Below are 19628 nucleotides of genomic sequence, written 5' to 3'. Positions count from 1 at the left end.
ATTTTAAATTTCAAATTATGTGCAGGAATTTATCTGCTTTCCTATTCACTTTTTTTCTGCTTTCAGGCTATATAAATTGGGCTCAGGAAAAGACGGAAGCACTCTTATTAACGGAACTTAAAACAGCCAAAACAGACAGTGTAAAAGCTGATATTTTATATGAATTAAGTGAAATATGTGCAGAAAAAGATATACTAAAATATGCTGAACAGTCGCTCAGTATTTCCGAAAAAATAAAGTATAAAAAAGGAATAGCAAATGCCACCAATAATATGGGATTTGCCTATGTAAATTTCGGCAAAGATTTGCACAAGGCTCTTAAGTATTATCAAATGAGCCTCCAAGCGAATGAGGAATTAAATAATCAGTTAAGACTGGGCGAATTATATTCCAACCTTGGTTATCTTTTGGAACAGTTGGGCGAATACGTCAAAGCTTTGAGATATTACCGGAAAAGCTATCAAATAGGTTTGCAATTAAAAGACACGTTATTACTCAGTGTAAGTTGTGGAAATATCGGACAAGCCTGGAATCAGGTCAATAATGAAGATTCGACTGTATTTTATATACAAAAAAGTTTGTACTACGCAAAACTAGTTAACGACATACATTCTCTTTCTACCGCTTACAATAATTTAGGCATGCAATTTTTTAAAAAAAATAATTCGGATTCCGCTTTACACTATTTAATGCTCGATAATACCATTTTGCGTCAAACAAATGACACTAGAGGTTTAACCTTTAATTATGTGAATATCGGGAACATTTATCTTAAAAATAATAAGGCTGATCTTGCTTATACATTTGCGAAAGATGCTTATGATTTGGCAAGTAAGTTGCACGTTTCGGAAACGGTTAAAACGAGCTCAGAACTATTAAGTAAAATTTATCATTTAAAAAAAAATCACGTTGAAGCCTATAAATTTTTATTAATTCATAAAAACATTGCCGATAGTTTGCTCAACATAAATATCAGAGAAAGAGCATTGGAAAGTCAGTTAAAATATGAATTTGAAAAACAATCAGCACTTGCTAAAGCAGAACAAGATAAAATAAATCTGCAGGCACAAGAACAGGAAAAAAGACAGAAAATTATTATATATTCTGTAGTAAGCGGATTAATTTTGGTTATCATTTTGGTATTTATATTATACCGAGGGTATGCACGTACTCAAAAAGCCAATAAATCAATTTCGAAGCAAAAACTTCTTATTGAACAAAAACAAAAAGAAATTCTTGATAGCATACGTTATGCTCAAAGAATACAAAAAAGTTTTATGGCGCCCGATAAATTGATTGAAAAAACTCTCCATAAACTGAAAAATTAAATTCTAACCTAACGTCAAACCGAAATATTAAAAATGATTTTTTTCATTTAAACTATTTGAGTTAAATAATTTGTAAGGTTATTTTATTGTACATTTATATTAAATTTCAGACACTTGAATGAATAGACTTTCCTCTATAATTTTTTCTTTCCTTTTTTGTTGTTCTTATTTGACAAAATCGGATAATTATGTAGATTCATTACTTGTACAATTGAAAAATTCAAAAGACAGTGCTCAAATTAACAACATCTACAATCAACTTTGTGATTTTTATCTAAACCAGGGGGATTTAAAACTAGGTATTCATTATGCTAAAAAAGAAATTGCCCTTTCTTACAACATTCACGATACCATAAACCTGATTAAAGCCAAAATCAAATTAAGTCATTTATATGGCGACCAAGGCGCAAATGATATTGCCATTGGTTATTTAAACGAAGCTTTGAGCTTACCTCAAATAAAAAAAGATGAAGAACAACTGAGCAACATTTATAGCATATTGGGTTCCTTATATACTAAAACTCATGAATTAGAAAAAGCAGAAAATTTACTATTACAAGGATTAAGCATTGCACTAAAAAATAACTATAAAGCTTCCATACCTGGCCTATATAATAATTTAGGAATACTCTATAGAAATAAAGGAGATTTCGATAAAGCCGGTGAACTTTATCTTAAGGGAATTGCGTTGTGTGAAGAAATGAATAATCTAAGAGTACTGATGCAAACCTATAATAATATGGCAGTAGTGCAAAAACTAAAAGGCCGATTAGATCGCTCACTATTTTATTACAATCTCTCACTTGAACTAGCTGAAAAATTAAACGATCGTTTTCACAAGGAATTAGTGATTGATAACATTGGAGCAAATTATATTCAAATTAAAAACTTTAAAAAGGGTATAGAATTAAAAAGGCAAGCGTTAAAAATTGCTGAAGAAATAGATGATCTCTACGGAAAAACTTATATCAATCGTGATTTAGCCCTTTGTTATGACTCTTTGAGGAACGCAGATTTGGCACTTTATCATTATAGACAATATATGCAAAATAAATTTCGTTTAGATTCTATTAATAACAGAAATGAAGAACAGAAATTACAATTGAATTTTGAATTCCAACAAGAAAAACTTGCTTTAGCCAAGGAAAAAGAAAAAGAAAAAGCCATTGCCGATGAAAAACAAAAAAAACAACGTTATATTATTTATGCCATTTCTATTGGATTACTTTTTGTGGCTATATTACTTCTCCTTAACTATAAAAGATACCTTACAACAAAAAAACAAAAAATGCTTATTTCCGACCAAAAAAAAATAGTTGAACAAAAACAAAATGAAGTGGAAGAAAGTCTCCGGTATGCCCGCAAAATTCAACAAAGTTTAATGCCTTCTGAAATTTTTTTTGAAAAAAAGATTGAGAAATTAAAAGCTAAAGATTTATAGCACATTCGGATTTTAATTTACAGTATCTACTTAATTATATAAATTCCAAGTTGGAGCTTTAAAATGCCTTTGTTCTAAATGTTTGTAAAATGGCGATATTTATCCATTTTGTAATTTGCCAGTTCCAATTTGGCAGATTACCTAACAATACTATCTTTCGCTAATTGAAAATATCATTTGGCTAATTGTAAATAAATAGCGTGCCTTTTGTCTTAAATTTTGCGTAATATTAATGCAGCGTATTTTTGATGAGGTCCTTTAAAATATTCCTTTTTTTAGCAGCTAATATTTTGTTTAATCCTATATCAGGTTCAAACGATTCGCTTTTGAAAATAATTCGCTCAAATCAAAGTCATGATACCGCCATTATCAGCGCATATTATGAATTAGCCTGGGAATATATTTACAGTGTTCCCGACTCCTCTTATCAATTCGGGTTAAAAGCACAAAAAATCGCGAAGGATAAAAATTACCCGCATTTTGAAGCCAAAGTGTACAATTTACTAGGCGCTGTTGCTCAAGTTAAAGGAGAGTACCTCAAGGCCATAGATCATTACCAAAAAGCCATGGTTATAGGAGAAAATGCAAAAGATGATAATACGCTTATGGTAACCTATGGAAATATAGGATCCTTATATATTAATTTGGGAAGAACCAAACTTGCCCTTGATTTTCAATTGAAAAGTTTAGATCTGGCGCTCAAGCATAATAAAATTGAAAGGTTAGCCAGTATTTATAATAACCTAAGTTTAATTTATCATGAATTTAAAGAACATGATAAGGCAGTGGAATACGGACTTAAAAGTGTTGAAATAAACACCCAACATAATTTACATTACAATTTGGGTTCTTCCTACGGAAACTTGGGAAATGCCTACTATGGAAAAAACGATTTTGAAAAAGCCTTGGTTAATTACAATAAATGTTATGAGCTAGCTGTTGAAACGCAGAATAATTATGAACTTAGTAAAGCTAGTTTGGATTTAGCTGAAGTTCATATGAGTTTAAAAAACTACAAAAAAGCTTTAAGCTTTTTTCAAGCTTCCGAAAAATTAGCCATTGAAAACGAAATTACTGAAAATCTGCTTGGAGCGTACAAAGGATTACATAATACCTATTTAGAATTAAAAGACACCAAAAATGCACTTAAATACCTGAAACTTTACGTTGCCTTAAACAACACAGTAAATAAGGCTGAAACAGAAAAAGAGGTGAGTCAGAAAGTAATGGAATTTAATTACAATATGATGAGCTTTAAAGACAGTATTAAAAATGCCGAAGAAGCGAAATATAAAGACATCCTCATTCAGGCTGGTCAAGCTCAAATAGAAAAAGACCGCATCCTTAAAATTGCATTAATTATTGGATTACTTTTTGTAGTTGGATTTGGGTTAATAATCTATAACCGTTTCCGGATTACCACTAAACAAAAAATAATTATTGAAACAAAAAATAAACAAACCGAAGAACAAAAAATTATTATTGAAGCCAAGCAAAAAGAAATTCTGGATAGTATTAACTACGCTAAACGAATACAAGATGCTTTGCTCGAAAATTTTGAAATGGTTAGTAAATTTTTCCCGGATTCGTTTTTATTGAATTTACCAAAAGACATAGTGAGTGGAGATTTCTATTGGATTAACAGAAAAACATTTACTCAAAAAACAGAAAGAGGATCAGAGGTCACCGAACTTTTTTACCTTTCAGTTTGTGATAGCACAGGACATGGAGTACCCGGAGGTTTTATGAGCATGCTTAATATTTCATATCTAAGCGAGGCAGTAAACGAAAAGGAGATTTATCAACCGCATAAAGTATTTGATTATGTTCGTGATAAGCTCATCACAACAATTAGCCGAAATGATCAAAAAGATGGATTTGACGGTTGTTTATTGTGTTTTGAAAAAGTAACGCAATTTGAAAACAGATTACCGGTTTCCAATAAACTTAAATTAAGCTATGCTGCCGCATTTAACGCGCCAATCCTTATCAAAAATAAAGTTTTAAGCAGATTGGAAGTAGATAAAATGCCGGTTGGCGATAGTATGAAAACGAATAGCTTTACCTTATATCATATGGATATTCAGGCCGGAGATAAAATTTACCTATATACTGATGGATATCCTGACCAATTTGGCGGACCAATAACTGACTCGGAGAACCCACAAAAAATCAATAGAAACGGAAAAAAGTTTCAATACCGCCAACTAGATCAGTTAATACTTGAAAATTCGGATTTAAGTTTCAGTGAACAAAAAAACAGACTGTTTGATAAATTTTATGCCTGGAAAGGAGAATTTGATCAAATTGATGATGTTTGCGTAATTGGTATTAAAATATAACTTAGTGCTTTGAAAAATATTACTTTAATATTTAGTCTTCTCACGCTTTTTTATAGCGCCACAGCTGCATTAGAAACAACTGCCGATACCGCCATCATTCGAATACTAGCTATGGAGAATGATAGCAATAAAGTGAATAGTTTTTATACAGTAGGAAGACATAGTGGAAATTCCGATCTTCAGAAAACCGTTTTTTGTTTCACCAAAGCCATTGAAATTTCAGAAAAAATAAAATTCTACAAAGGTTATCGCAAATCTTCTTTTGCATTGGTTAATTTTTTAAGCAACAATGAAATGTTTGAAGCCGCCTCCGATTACGGAATAAAGGGCTTTGATTTTTTTACCAAATACAAAAACACTCCCGATAAAAGTGAAATGGCCGGACTGTTGGGTAATTTATTTGCGCACACCGGCAAATATCCCTTGTCCCTATTGTACTTAACAATTAAAGGAAATTACGATTTAGAAACTAATAATTTTAAATCTTACGGCATCATACTACAGCAAAAGGGAAGGGTCTATTACGATAAGCAACAATATGACAGTTCTTTAATAAATACAATTTGGGCAGCTGAAATTTTTAAACGTAACAATATGGGGGTTGAACACGGGAACTCCTTATTAGGCCTGGCAAAAATTTACATTAAAAAGAATAAAATTGAAAACGCGCAAAACAAAATTAGTGAAGCCTCTAGTATTTTTAACGCAAATACTAATTTAACCGGTTTAATGCACGCTCACATGCTGCAGGCTGAAATATTTGATTTAAATCAAAAGCCGGATAGTGCAGAAATATTCTTAAATAAAGCACTTCTTTTGGCAGATTCAACCAACGCCATTCATGCCAAAGTAGAAATATACAAATCACTTATTCAATTCAACGAATTAAAAAAGGATTACAAAGTTTCTTTTGAATATCAAAGTCAATATGAGAAATACAGAGACGAAATTATTAATAATGCACAAAAGGCTCAAAATACCGAGTTACTTATAAAAGTGTATTTATTGGAAAATAAAATCATAGAAAAAGAAAAGGAGCTTGACTATGCCTACAAACAAAAAGTATTTATCATTCTTCTTTTAATTATTATTGGATTTTTATTGGTCAATTATTACAAAACTAAAACAATAAAGTCCTAAAAAATAACAGCACTTTGAGGCATTAAATGCTTGTAAAATCTTTTTACCTTTAAAACTTTCTGTTATATTTGAATTGAATTAATTATTCTACGCATGAAGAAAATCATCAATACCGACAAAGCTCCGGCTCCAATTGGACCCTATAATCAGGCTATTATAGTAGGTGATACCTTATACATCAGTGGTTCAATAGCTATGGACCTGCAAAGCAAACAGTTAATCAAATGTCCCATTAAGGAAGAAACCAAAATGGTTATGGATTACCTGGGCGAAATCCTAAAAGCGGCAGGCTGTACATTCGATAATGTGGTAAAAACTACCATTTTTTTAAACGACATGAACAATTTTGTGCATGTAAATGAGGTTTATGCTTCCTATTTTAAGAAAGACTTCCCGGCTAGAGCCACCATTCAGGCTGCCAGACTACCAAAAGATGCGAATGTTGAAATTAGTGCCGAGGCTAAAATATTTTAGTAAATATTTGGAAACTTGAAAATTTTAGTTAATTTTACTATAACATTCTAATTTTTTTTTATGAACATTTTTGTCAGTAACATCAGTTTTAAGGTTAGAGAACAAGCTCTAAGTGAACTTTTTGCTCAATATGGTGAAGTTACAAGCGTAAGAATCATCAAGGACAAGGAAACCCGAAGAAGTAAAGGTTATGGCTTTGTTGAAATGCCTAATGATAGCGAAGGAATGGCGGCTATAAATGCCTTAAACGGAACCAATCATTATGAAAGAAATATTGTAGTTGCAGAAGCTAAAGGAAAAAAAGAGAGCGACGGATCAAATGCATCACAAGATTAAATAATTGATATTTTAAGCAAAACCCGAAACTTAGTTTCGGGTTTTTTTTTGCCTTGTTAAAGCGTGTCAATATCTTTTATTTTATTTCAAGAGCTTTGCCCCTATCTTTACCGAGTTTGTTTTTTCGGAAACATATTCTGATAAAACATTTTTCTTTGAAATAAAATATGCCAAAAGATAACTCTATAAAATCTGTATTAATCATTGGTTCAGGTCCAATCATTATCGGACAAGCCTGTGAATTTGATTACTCCGGTTCTCAATCTGCCAAAAGCCTTCGGGAAGAAGGAATTGAGGTTTCATTAATAAACAGTAATCCAGCCACCATTATGACCGATAAGGTTACGGCAGACCATGTTTATATGTGGCCACTTGAAGTGAAATCAATCATTAAAATTCTGGAAGAAAGAAAAATTGACGCCGTCCTTCCAACTATGGGTGGACAAACCGCTTTAAATCTAGCCATGAAATGTGATGATTTAGGCATTTGGAAAAAATATAATGTTCGAATGATTGGTGTTGATGTAAATGCAATCAAAGTAACAGAAGATCGAGACTTATTTAGAGCTCGAATGGAAGAAATCGGAGTTGACATGGCTCCGTCTAAAATTGCTAAATCATTTTTAGAGGGTAAAAGTATTGCGCAGGAATTCGGATTCCCACTCGTTATTCGTCCTTCATTCACACTCGGAGGAAGTGGCGGAAGTGTAGTTTATGAAAAAGAAAATTTTGATGCCTTATTAAATCGTGGATTACAAACTTCACCCATTCACGAAGTATTAATTGATAAAGCGGTTTTAGGCTGGAAAGAATTTGAATTGGAATTATTACGCGACAAAAATGATAATGTGGCCATCATTTGCTCCATTGAAAATTTTGATCCTATGGGTGTTCATACCGGCGATTCTATAACCGTAGCTCCGGCCATGACACTTAGTGATAGTACCTATCAACGCATGCGTACCATGGCCATTAAAATGATGCGCAGCATAGGTAATTTTGCCGGAGGTTGTAACGTGCAATTTGCGGTGAGCAATGATGAAAAGGAAGATATTATTGCTATCGAAATTAACCCTCGTGTTTCAAGATCCTCCGCTTTAGCCAGTAAAGCAACCGGTTATCCCATTGCGCGCATAGCCAGCAAACTAGCCATTGGTTATCAACTCGACGAATTAATTAATCAAATTACTAAATCAACATCCGCGTATTTCGAACCAACACTCGATTACGTAATCGTAAAAATTCCAAGATGGAACTTCGACAAATTTAAAGGTACTAATCGCGAACTTGGTTTTCAGATGAAATCAGTTGGAGAAGTGATGGCCATCGGTCGATGCTTCCAAGAAGCTTTACAAAAAGCCTGTCAGAGTTTAGAAATAAAAAGAAACGGTTTAGGCGCCGATGGCAAAGAAATCCGGAATCAACAGGAACTATTAAATGCATTGGAAAGACCAAGTTGGAATCGTTTATTTATGATTTACGATGCCATGAAATTGGGCATATCAGTAAAAACAATTCAAAAACTAACCAAAATAGATATTTGGTTTCTGAATCAAATAGAAGAACTTATTGCCTTGGAGAATGAAATTTCAAACCATAAACTGAATTCCATTCCCAAAGATTTACTATACGAAGCTAAACAAAAAGGTTATGCGGACAGACAAATTGCCCATTTACTCGATTGTTTAGAAAGTGAAGTTTATAAAAAACGTAATGATTTTGGTATCAAACGCGTTTACAAATTAGTGGATACCTGTGCGGCTGAATTTGAAGCCAAAACTCCATATTATTATTCAACTTTTGAAGATGAAAACGAAAGTGTGCGAAGCGAAAAAAAGAAAGTGGTGATTTTGGGTAGCGGACCTAACCGAATTGGACAAGGAATAGAATTTGATTACAGCTGTGTGCATGGCGTTTTAGCTGCTAAAGAATGTGGTTATGAAACCATAATGATTAACTGCAATCCGGAAACCGTAAGTACAGATTTCAGTACGGCGGATAAACTTTATTTTGAGCCTGTTTTCTGGGAACACATTTACGACATTATATTGCACGAAAAACCTGAAGGGGTTATTGTTCAGTTGGGCGGACAAACCGCTTTAAAGTTGGCCGAAAAACTCGAAAAATATGGAATTAAAATAATTGGTACCGATTTTAAATCGCTTGATTTGGCTGAAGACAGAGGAAGCTTCTCTACTCTATTAAAAGAAAACAACATTCCTTATCCTAAATTTGGTGTTGTTCATGATGCGGAAGAAGCAGCAGAATTGTCGAAGGAACTTGGTTTTCCTTTGTTAGTAAGACCAAGTTATGTATTAGGCGGTCAAAGCATGAAAATTGTAATTAACGAGCAAGAACTTGAACAACACGTGGTAAAATTATTGCAAGACTTGCCAGATAATAAAATCTTATTGGATCATTTTCTGGAATCTGCCATTGAAGCGGAAGCCGATGCGATTTGCGATGGAAAAGATGTTTACATAATTGGAATAATGGAACATATTGAGCCAGCCGGAATACACAGCGGAGACAGTTATGCCGTTTTACCTCCTTTTGATTTAAGCGAAAAAGTGCTTAAGCAAATAGAAGATCACACCAAACAAATTGCCGTGGCTTTAAAAACCGTTGGACTAATCAACATTCAATTCGCCATCAAAAATGAAATTGTATATGTTATTGAAGCCAATCCAAGAGCAAGTCGTACTGTTCCTTTCATTGCTAAAGCGTATGACGAGCCTTATGTAAATTATGCAACCAAAGTAATGCTTCGGGAAAAAATGGTTAAAGATTTTAAATTTGCCCCGAAGAAAAAAGGTTACGCTATCAAAGTACCGGTATTTAGCTATGAAAAATTCCCTGACATTCAAAAAGAATTAGGTCCTGAAATGAAAAGTACAGGCGAAGCTATTTATTTTATTGACTCTTTACAAGACGAATATTTCCAAAACATTTATAGCGAAAGAAATTTATACTTAAGTAAATAATGAGATTTGTTTTTGTTCTGTTCTGCATATTTCAACTTTTGGTTTGTTCAGGACAGAACAGAAGCACCATTGATTCGTTATTGAGGATTGAAAAAAACTTTAGACAGGATTCGAACGCCGTAAAAAATTATCATAAGATCGCACTTGCTTTTGCCAAGACAAATATTGATAGCGCCTTTTATTTTTTATGGAAAGGAAAGCGTATTTCGGAGAAAATAAATCATCCTTATTTGCTTGCAAGAAGTCATTACAATTCGTACAACCTAATTAGGCAAACTCAATTACCCATTGTATTAATCGATACACTCTTAGCTATAATAAACGATAAAAATGTGGTTGTTCAAGGCAATTTGCTACACGCTGCATACCTGGAAATCGGAGTTAACTATAGAAAAGTTGGCAATTCAGAGAAGTCGGTCACTTATTTACTAAAATCCTTAAAATTGGCACAGGAATTAAAGAGCAATTCAAGAATAAGAAACTCATACAATAGTTTGGCCAATACCTATTCTTTTTTCGGACTGGCTAACCGGTCAAAAGAAGAAATTTTGCGGGCATTGGAAATGTATTCAAATAGTGAAAAATTTCTGGATGAAAATGATTGGGAAGGGATAGGCAATATGTTTAATAATCAGGGAGTCTCTTATTTCAATATTGGAACATTGCAAAATGACAGTTCCTACTATTTAAAAGCCATTCGTTATTTTGAAAAATCAGCTAAAATACGAAATCAAATCGCTGATTCCATTGGTTTATTTAACTCTTATCAAAATATGGGCTCAGCTTATCATGCCATTAGCGATAAGTATAAAGACCTTAAAACCAACTTACTCAGCAGACAATATTTTGAAAAAGCCATTGCAATTGAAAAGAACCTCAATAAAGAAATTTCATACAATACATTGTCAAATTATGGAGTTCAATTTTTAGTGAATGGTGAAATAACCAGCAATAATAAAAATTATTTAATTGGCTTAGATAATTTAAAAAAGGCTTATGCAGGAGCCATGAAATTCGAAGACATTAATTTATGCAGTAACATTACAAAAAACATCGCTTCCGCCTATTTCAAAATAGGTCAAAATGATTCCGCAATAAAATATTTTTATAAGTACGACGATTACCAGGCCAAAATCCTGGATATAGAAAATAAAAGAATCGCCGATGAACTCACCGTAAAATTTGATATGGAAAGAAAGGAATCCGAAAACAATAACCTCAAACAACAAGCGATTTTAAGAGAAGAAGTGATCGCTAAAAAATCAAATACTATTAAATTAATGATAGGCGCTTCAATTGTAATGTGTGTTCTAATTGGTATGGTACTTGTTTCAAGACAAAATATTAAAAAATCCAGAAAACTGATCCAACAACAGCAACTTGAAACCCAACAACAAAAATTGTTGATCGAAGAAAAACAAAAAGAAATACTCAGTTCGATTAAATACGCAAAACGAATTCAGAATTCATTAATGCCAACAGATAAATACATTACTCGTATTTTTGAGAAACTTAATTAATGCTTGTTTGGTTTCCTGATTTTTAGTAATTTTAATTAACCTTTTCACATTAATCGCCATGAGAATACTGCTATTTGTTCTGATATTATCGAATTCGGCACCAATATTTGCTCAATCTCCTGTAACAAATACCTATACAGGAAAACCCCGCTTCGAAATACTCACTAAAAGTAATGGCGATACGCTCGGAATTATTAATGTGGAACTTTTTCCAAATATCGCTTACAAACATACTCGCAATTTTGATTCTTTGGTGAGTCAGAATTTTTATGACACCACGGCCTTTCACAGAGTAATTCCTAATTTTATGATACAAGGAGGCGATCCGAATTCCAGAAATGGACCTAAGCCTACCTGGGGACAAGGACAAATTGGTCAGCCAACTGTACCGGCAGAATTCACGGCGGCCAAACATAAAAGAGGAATACTTTCAGCAGCCCGAAGTAATGACATTAATTCCGCTACATCACAATTCTTTATTTGTCACGCTGCTGCACCCTGGCTAGATGGTAATTATTCCGTGTACGGAAGAGTAACCTCCGGAATCAATTTTGTAGATACTATTGCACTTGCACCAAGAGATAATAACGATTGTCCAAATGATAAAATTGAAATGTTTGTGAATTATATTGGGTCAAATGATTCTGTGCCCGTTGCGCCTATTCAGTTTAAACCGGTGAATGACAGCACTGAAATTGACACCACCTTAATTACCTATTTATCTTGGAAACATGTTCCGGACGCTATCATCTATCAAGTGCAATTTTCGAATGATTCTACCTTTGCTCAAATCACCTATTCAACCAATACCGGAAATTTATCTTATGCCGTAACAGCGGGACTCCCGGGTAACACCCGCTATTTTTGGAGAGTTCGAACCAACAATGGAGGTCATTTTTCGAATTGGTCACCCGTATGGCATTTCACTACTCAAAAACCATTTAACGATGTTGGCTTGCAAAAAAATCTTATAAACGCGCATGAATTATTGCTTTTTCCAAATCCAACTAAAGGAATCTTTACCATTAAAAATGCGAATGAATTACAAGAAATTGAAGTTTATGACGAACTAGGAAAGTATATAAAAACATTTGGTAAGGATAAATTATCGCATGAAATTGATTTAAGAAAGGAAAATAAAGGCTTGTACTTGATCAAATGTCAATATATAAATGGGAGTGAAAAAACTTTTAAGCTTATATTAGAGTAATTAATTTTGTTATTTTCTTTGCTTTAATGCAATTTCTTTAATTCCATTTAATCCTGCGGGTCCCCACCACTCTTCTTTATCTAAATTTGATCTGATTTTAAAATTACTCTCCTTAAAATATTTTTTAGCTTCGTCAATGGATGAAGCATAGAGTATATACATAAACAAGTGTGTTTTGTGATGTTCATCTTCCAATAATTGAGCATAAACTAATCTTTCGGCTTGCACAAATTGTTTTTGATTTTGAATGTGCCATTGAATTAAACTATCTCGCTTTCCACTTATTGATTCAACCTTGTCCCTACCTCGCGTAACTAAAAGTAAAACACATGGCCTCTTATCGCCATACTTGGCAATTTCTGACCTAATGGCTTTACTAAAAGTTGTATCCGGATGTTCAAATAAATCAATCTGAGCAGAAAGCAAACACGATAATAGCGTCAATAAATTAAGGTATAAAGTTCTTCTATTCATTAACTAAGGGCTCTTAAAATTACAAATATCGCCTGCCTTATAACAAAATATCTTTTAAATTATTGTGCTTCACTTTTGATTTGATTAAATCAAATACTATATGCTTGGTAATTCCAAATTAGGATATTTATTTATTTTAATTGAATTATTTGAATAAATTTATATTCAATTCAAATTAATTCTATTTATGAAAAATTACATTTACATTTTAATAACAGCTATTCTTTCATTTTGCTTTGGATTCACTATTCAAAAAAATATGAAAGGAAACGAATCTTCAGAAAAACCCCGAGTTACCGGAATTGGAGGTATATTTTTTAAATGCACCGACACTAAAAAATTAAAAGAATGGTATCAATCCAATTTGGGTATAATAACTAATGAATACGGTGCCGTATTTGAATGGAGACAAAGCGCAGACTCTTCCAAAAAAGGATTTACGCAATGGAGTCCCTTTACCGATAAAACAAAATATTTCCTGCCTTCTACAAAAGAATTCATGATTAATTACCGAGTTAATAATCTTGGTGCGCTTTATAAGGAATTTAAAAAGAATGGAGTTACGGTGTCAGACAGCATTGAAACCTATGAATACGGTAAATTTTTACACATTATGGATCCGGACGGAAATAAAATAGAATTGTGGGAACCCAATGATGTATTTTATGAAAAAATGGGCATTGAGGCCGGTTATAAAACCAATAAATAATCCTATTTATTAAAACATGGAAACACTACCACAATTAATTTCCGAAAAGATAAAACTCAGACAACTTCAACCATCTGATTTCAGCAGTTTGATTCGGCACGCGAACAATCAGAAAATTGCGGATAACATACTCAACATTTCCTTTCCTTATACTGAAGACAACGCAAAATCCCGCTTTCAATTCATCAAAGAAGCATTTGAAAAAAAAGATCGGTTTATATTTGCCATGGCATCTTTAGCAACGAATGAAGTTATTGGTGAAATTGGCCTGCATTTGGATAAAGCAAACAATAAAGCGGAAATTGGGTACTGGCTTGGAGAAAATTATTGGAACAAAGGAATCACCGCGTCAGCTGTAGCGCTAATTCTAAAATTCGGATTTGAAGAAATACAACTAAACAAAATTTACGCAACACACTTTACCGACAATCCGGCTTCCGGTAAGGTGCTATTAAAAAACAAGATGAATCTGGAAGGCGAACTAAAAGATCACTATCTGAATAAAGGGATTTATAAAACTGTTTACACATACGGAATCACTTTGCGGAAATATAAAAAATCAAAAAATTAAATTTCCAATAAGCAAATGAATGGTATTATTAAAAATATTCTTTTACCCTTCGTTTGCTTTGCACATTTTCTTTCCTCTTGTTCTGAAACAAAAAAACAAACCACTAACAATCCTGCCCTTTTACTAAATATCAAAGAAAAACTCAAATCTCACACCAAATTGATTGCGGCCTATGAAGAACGATCCGCATTGGTTATTTTCACCCAACAAATTTCTAAACAAAAAAATAACTTTTTAAAAACCACCATCTATAGAAACTTTCCGTCGTTTACCGACACCTTAACTCTTACCGATTCGAATCTCTATTACTCAAAAAAACGGAATGATTCTTACCTCGTTAAAACCGACAGCGTGATTCTTATACACGATCAAAAAATAATTCACCCGTGCTCGAACTGGCAAGGACAAACACCCTGGGAAGAACGGAATATTTATCGCTATATAAGAACGGATAATCCATAAAAGTTCCTAATTTTACAAAAGCTTTCACTTAATCTTTGGACTCCGTTTCTCATATTGTCATTGGTGCCGCAATCGGCGAAAAATTTTTAGGAAAAAAAATTGGACGCTGGGGATTATTGTTAGGAGGGATTGCTAAAAGCATTCCTGATTTTGATTTGTTTTATACCGGATTAAACGATCCCAGAGCTTACATGTGTGAACACAGAGCGCATACCCATTCCTTGTTTATTGAAATACTCTATGCATTACCCATTGCCTGGCTGCTATTAAAAATATTTAAAGACAAAATAAGTTTTTCACGTTGGTATTTATTTTTAATCACTTGTCTTTGGGGACACTCAATATTAGATTGGTTCACCAATTTCGGAACGCAATTGCTTTTACCTTTTGATAACGGCTCCTACTCTATACACACTCTGTCTATAGTTGATTTATTGTTCACTTTACCCATGTTGCTTCTTTTTTTAACTGCCATTTTTATTAAAAAAAATATCGCATTCAGACAAAAGTTGGCCAAATACAGTTTAATATGGTGTGGTTTATATTTATCATTTACTTTTATAAATAAATACCAAGCTAATAACATAGCTTCAAAATCAATTCAGGAAAACAACATTCCGGCTACCAATTATATCAGCAATCCCACCATGTTGAATAATATATTATGGTATGCCCTGGCCAGTAACGATAGTACCATTTTTATCGGCGAATTTAGTTTATGGAATAAAAAAAATCCAATCACCTGGCATACTTTCCCCCGGCATCAACACCTAATGGATTCATTTAATTGCCCGAATGATGTTGCTAAAATAAAATGGTTTGGAGATCCTTATACCATTGCCAGAAGAAACGGCGACACCCTAAATATGTACGCAGTTAAATTTGGCAGAAGTAATTTTCAGGAAACAACATTAGAAAAAACTTTTATTTTTCATTATAAACTATTTCAAGAAAACGGAATAGAACGCATGACTATGTTTCAACCTTCGGGGAAGGATATGAAATTTAAAGAAAATATTTTGGATATTTGGGATAGAATCTGTGGCAGAACCTATTAACACTTATTGGCAATAAAAAAGCATAGATTTTAATCTATATTTACCAAAAATTAATTTCATGAAAAAAATAAGCTTATTTCTACTTCTGGCCTTTACTATGTTTTATTGTAAATCAAAAAAAAACACAACTACCAATAAAAATGTAGTAACAGAAACTAAAGCTGAAGTGAAAGCAAGTCCTTCTTAAGTGTTTTATTGCCGGCTGCCGAACAAAAATGGGCAGGCACCCAATTAAGCGAATTAGAAGCAGGAAAAAAAATATTTGAAGGACCTTGTATTAAATGTCATGAACAACCCAAAATTACCGATCTTTCTGAAAAAAAATGGTTACATGAAATTGATGAAATGAGTCCGAAAGCTGAGTTAACTCCTGAACAAAAACTTAAACTCACTAAATATATATTATCCTTTAGGACCACTTATTCTATGAAATAAGGATATAAAACATAGGTTCCGGTTAGGCAAATTCATACACTATTGAGGCAATAAAAACAAAGATCTACCTTATTCTCGTATCTTCGCGTTCAAATTACTCTTATGTCTAAGCAGACTTGTTTACCAATTTGTTTATTTTCCGTTCTGTTTTCAGCTAATATTCTAGCTCAAAATCCGGTTACCTTATTAGATGACGGTTCGGATTCTGAGCTTTATTCATTTGAGGCGGAAGTAAATAATTACCAATCCAAAATGATGGCCTGCCCTTCTGCAAGCAATCTGGTAACAATTTATGCAACCAACAATGCACAACGTGGTCACATGTTCGATATTGAGGCTATCAATGCGGTTACCATTTTGTGTTTTGAAGTGAACATGAATGTAGGAACAACAAATTTTGAAATCTACACCAAAAGCGGAACGCATGTTGGTTTTACCAATACACCGGGTGCTTGGACATTGATTGGAACAGCGATTAATTTAGCTTCAGCCGGCGTAAATTTACCAACCTCCGTTCCAATAGCTATTAATACCGGAATTGCTGCCGGAGCAACCCAGGCCTTTTACATTACCCGAACAACCTTAAGCGGACCAACACTGGCTTATACTAATGGCACAGCAGTAGGAACAGTTTTAGCCTCAGATGCGAATATTATAATCAGAGAAGGAACCGGAAAAGAATATCCATTTTCTACCAATTATACTCCAAGAAGATTTAATGGTCGTGTTTTTTACGATTTAGGGGTTTTACCTGTAGAGTTTAAAAACTTTACGGCAAAAATGAAAAATGACATTGTTGAATTGCAATGGGAAACAGTTTCTGAAGAAAATAACAATTACTTTACTATTGAACGCTCATTAGATGCTGTTAATTTTACCGAAATAAAAAGAGTAAGTGCCAATCGCTCGCAAAATGGAATTATTGAATATAATGATATTGATGAAAATCCTCCGTTAGGCTTATCTTACTACAGAATTAAACAAACCGATGATGACGGCAAAAGTTCATTCACCAATATTGTAGCGGTTAGTAAAGAACAGGAATTATTAAATATTTCCACCGGCCCAATTCCATCAACTACCTATTTAAAAGTAGCCTACAATTCTGACAACGAATCTACCTTTCAATTACGAATCATAAATATAGAAGGGCGATTAGTATATGAAGATGTTATCCAATCCAGAAAAGGATATAATCAAGCATTTGTAAATACGGAAAATTTCGAAAAGGGATTGTATTACCTGAACATCAACACAAATGGTAAAACACAAACAACAAAGTTTTTAAAGGATTAATAATTTTATTTTTATCAATCAAAATAAAAAAAGTGTAATGAAAATTACACTTTTTTTATTTCAAACAATTTCTTTGATGAATAAAATTAATCGGCCTGCAAAAACGGATAACGGTAATCGTTAGCCGGCACCCAGGTTTCTTTTATTGTTCGCGGACTAACCCAACGTAATAAATTAATTTTCGCCCCTGCCTTATCATTCGTACCACTGCCTCTTGCTCCACCAAATGGCTGTTGACCTACCACTGCACCGGTTGGTTTATCATTGATGTAAAAATTACCCGCCGCGTTCACTAACTTTTTAGTAGCTGTTTCAATCGCATAACGGTCGTTGGCTATGATGGCTCCTGTTAAGGCATAAATACTTGTTTTATCTAAAATATCCATAGTTTCTTCATATTTATTTTCATCATAAACATAAAGTGTAAGTACCGGACCAAATAATTCTTCACACATGGTTACATATTGCGGATTATCTACTTTTAGAACGGTGGGTTCAATAAAGTAACCGGTAGATTTATCGCAATTTCCTCCGGCAATTACTTCCACACCTTTATCTGTTTTTGCCTTGTCAATAAAAGATTTTAATTTATCGAAACTCTTTTCATCAATTACCGCGTTCACAAAATTGGTAAAATCTTCTGTTGGGCCCATCTTCATCGATTTCAAATCTTCCTGCATGTATTTCTTTACCTCATTCCACAAATTAGTAGGAATATATGCCCTAGAGGCAGCTGAACATTTTTGTCCCTGATATTCAAAGGCACCACGCACTAAAGCAACAGCCACTTCTTTCGCATCGGCTGACTTGTGAACCATTACAAAATCTTTACCTCCGGTTTCACCTACAATGCGAGGATAAGATTTATACTTGTGAATATTGTTTCCTATACTCTGCCAGATGTTTTGAAAAACCTCCGTGCTTCCCGTAAAATGTATTCCTGCAAAATCCCGGTGATTAAATATCACTTCTGCCGCATCAGGTCCTGATGGATAAATTAAATTAATTACCCCATCCGGTACGCCGGCTTTATTGAAAATTTCCATTAATACATTAGCGCTGTATACTTGCGTATTGCTGGGTTTCCATACCACTACATTCCCCATCATAGCACAACTTGTTGGTAAATTGCCCGCAATGGCCGTAAAATTAAAAGGCGTTAATGCATAAATAAATCCTTCCAACGGTCGCCATTCCAAACGATTCCACATGCCCGGATTAGAAGCCGGTTGCTCCGCATAAATTTCGGTCATGTACGCTACATTGTAACGTAAAAAATCTATTATTTCACAGGCACTATCTATTTCCGCCTGAAAAGCACTTTTACTTTGTCCCAACATAGTTGCCGCGTTTAATTTAGCGCGATAAGGACCGGCAATTAAATCAGCTGCCTTTAAAAATATACTTGCCCTATGTTCCCAACCTAAATTAATCCATTTTTCACGCGCCGTTAAAGCAGCTTCAATGGCTTGTTCTACATGTTTCTTTTCGCTCTTGTAAAAATAACCAAGTGTATGTTTATGATCATGTGGAGGCGACATTCTCACTTTTGTTTCTCCTTTAATTTCTTTTCCCCCAATATACATGGGTACTTCAATTTCTTTAGCACGTAATGCTTTTAACATGGCTTGCAATTCTTTTCTTTCGGCACTACCTGCTGCATATTGCTTCACCGGCTCATTCACCGGTACCGGTACTTTATAAATTCCTTTTGGCATGGGTTATTTATTTTTAATGGTTAGTATATCTATTTGTGTGATTAATTCCCATTTTCTTGCTTAAAAACAGGAGCCTCAAAGATAAGAGAATTTGGCTATTGGTAAGCCATTTTTAGCCCTTTATTGTGTT

The 19628-nt window shown here is 33.6% G+C and carries 17 protein-coding genes; 15 read left to right on the top strand and 2 right to left on the bottom strand.

Annotated features, from left to right (window positions below; genetic code table 11):
* The first annotated feature begins 17 nt into the window (after positions 1–17).
* The 9 genes from IPM51_10150 (at position 18) to IPM51_10110 (ending at position 12775) form a co-directional block, all read left to right on the top strand.
* On the top strand, positions 18–1328 hold the full coding sequence (locus IPM51_10150; protein ID MBK9284661.1) for a tetratricopeptide repeat protein: 1311 nt from the start codon (positions 18–20) through the stop codon (positions 1326–1328).
* A gap of 211 nt (positions 1329–1539) precedes the next feature.
* Complete coding sequence (locus IPM51_10145; GenBank protein ID MBK9284660.1) at positions 1540–2769, top strand: tetratricopeptide repeat protein; 1230 nt, start codon at positions 1540–1542, stop codon at positions 2767–2769.
* A 326-nt stretch (positions 2770–3095) separates the two neighbouring features.
* Entirely contained in the window at positions 3096–5111 is a 2016-nt protein-coding gene (locus tag IPM51_10140) for a tetratricopeptide repeat protein (GenBank protein MBK9284659.1), read from the top strand.
* Positions 5112–5120: 9 nt separating this feature from the next.
* Positions 5121–6251 (top strand): hypothetical protein, encoded by a 1131-nt coding sequence (locus IPM51_10135; protein MBK9284658.1) that lies wholly within the window; start codon positions 5121–5123, stop codon positions 6249–6251.
* 93 nt (positions 6252–6344) lie between these two features.
* Positions 6345–6725, top strand: a complete 381-nt coding sequence (locus IPM51_10130; GenBank protein MBK9284657.1) for a RidA family protein — start codon at positions 6345–6347, stop codon at positions 6723–6725.
* Positions 6726–6785: 60 nt separating this feature from the next.
* Entirely contained in the window at positions 6786–7061 is a 276-nt protein-coding gene (locus IPM51_10125; GenBank protein ID MBK9284656.1) for an RNA-binding protein, read from the top strand.
* A gap of 167 nt (positions 7062–7228) precedes the next feature.
* Positions 7229–10045: a carbamoyl-phosphate synthase large subunit gene (gene carB, locus IPM51_10120; GenBank protein ID MBK9284655.1), complete on the top strand. Its 2817-nt coding sequence runs from the start codon at positions 7229–7231 to the stop codon at positions 10043–10045.
* Entirely contained in the window at positions 10045–11565 is a 1521-nt protein-coding gene (locus IPM51_10115) for a tetratricopeptide repeat protein (GenBank protein MBK9284654.1), read from the top strand. Before carB ends, IPM51_10115 begins: the two co-directional genes overlap by 1 nt.
* Positions 11566–11623: 58 nt before the next feature.
* Positions 11624–12775, top strand: a complete 1152-nt coding sequence (locus tag IPM51_10110; GenBank protein ID MBK9284653.1) for a peptidylprolyl isomerase — start codon at positions 11624–11626, stop codon at positions 12773–12775.
* A gap of 9 nt (positions 12776–12784) precedes the next feature.
* Here the strand turns inward: IPM51_10110 and IPM51_10105 are convergent, their stop codons facing one another.
* Positions 12785–13249 carry a hypothetical protein gene (locus tag IPM51_10105; GenBank protein ID MBK9284652.1) on the bottom strand — a complete coding sequence of 155 codons (465 nt, stop codon included), beginning with the start codon at positions 13247–13249 and terminating at the stop codon, positions 12785–12787.
* A gap of 259 nt (positions 13250–13508) precedes the next feature.
* Between IPM51_10105 and IPM51_10100 the strand changes: the two genes are divergently transcribed.
* The 6 genes from IPM51_10100 to IPM51_10075 all read left to right on the top strand — a co-directional run bounded on the left by IPM51_10100 (position 13509) and on the right by IPM51_10075 (position 17780).
* On the top strand, positions 13509–13958 hold the full coding sequence (locus IPM51_10100) for a VOC family protein (GenBank protein ID MBK9284651.1): 450 nt from the start codon (positions 13509–13511) through the stop codon (positions 13956–13958).
* A gap of 16 nt (positions 13959–13974) precedes the next feature.
* On the top strand, positions 13975–14529 hold the full coding sequence (locus IPM51_10095) for a GNAT family N-acetyltransferase (GenBank protein ID MBK9284650.1): 555 nt from the start codon (positions 13975–13977) through the stop codon (positions 14527–14529).
* Positions 14530–14544: 15 nt separating this feature from the next.
* Complete coding sequence (locus IPM51_10090; GenBank protein MBK9284649.1) at positions 14545–14991, top strand: hypothetical protein; 447 nt, start codon at positions 14545–14547, stop codon at positions 14989–14991.
* A gap of 35 nt (positions 14992–15026) precedes the next feature.
* Positions 15027–16049: a metal-dependent hydrolase gene (locus IPM51_10085; GenBank protein MBK9284648.1), complete on the top strand. Its 1023-nt coding sequence runs from the start codon at positions 15027–15029 to the stop codon at positions 16047–16049.
* Positions 16050–16244: 195 nt separating this feature from the next.
* On the top strand, positions 16245–16484 hold the full coding sequence (locus tag IPM51_10080; GenBank protein ID MBK9284647.1) for a hypothetical protein: 240 nt from the start codon (positions 16245–16247) through the stop codon (positions 16482–16484).
* A 102-nt stretch (positions 16485–16586) separates the two neighbouring features.
* Positions 16587–17780: a T9SS type A sorting domain-containing protein gene (locus IPM51_10075; GenBank protein MBK9284646.1), complete on the top strand. Its 1194-nt coding sequence runs from the start codon at positions 16587–16589 to the stop codon at positions 17778–17780.
* A gap of 86 nt (positions 17781–17866) precedes the next feature.
* Here IPM51_10075 and pruA read toward each other — a convergent pair whose 3' ends face one another.
* On the bottom strand, positions 17867–19498 hold the full coding sequence (gene pruA / locus IPM51_10070) for an L-glutamate gamma-semialdehyde dehydrogenase (protein MBK9284645.1): 1632 nt from the start codon (positions 19496–19498) through the stop codon (positions 17867–17869).
* Positions 19499–19628: the final 130 nt, after the last annotated feature.

Source organism: Sphingobacteriaceae bacterium (assembly GCA_016715905.1).
Taxonomy (GTDB): Bacteria; Bacteroidota; Bacteroidia; order B-17B0; family Aurantibacillaceae; genus Aurantibacillus.
This window is presented reverse-complemented; position numbering and strand designations above follow the sequence as displayed.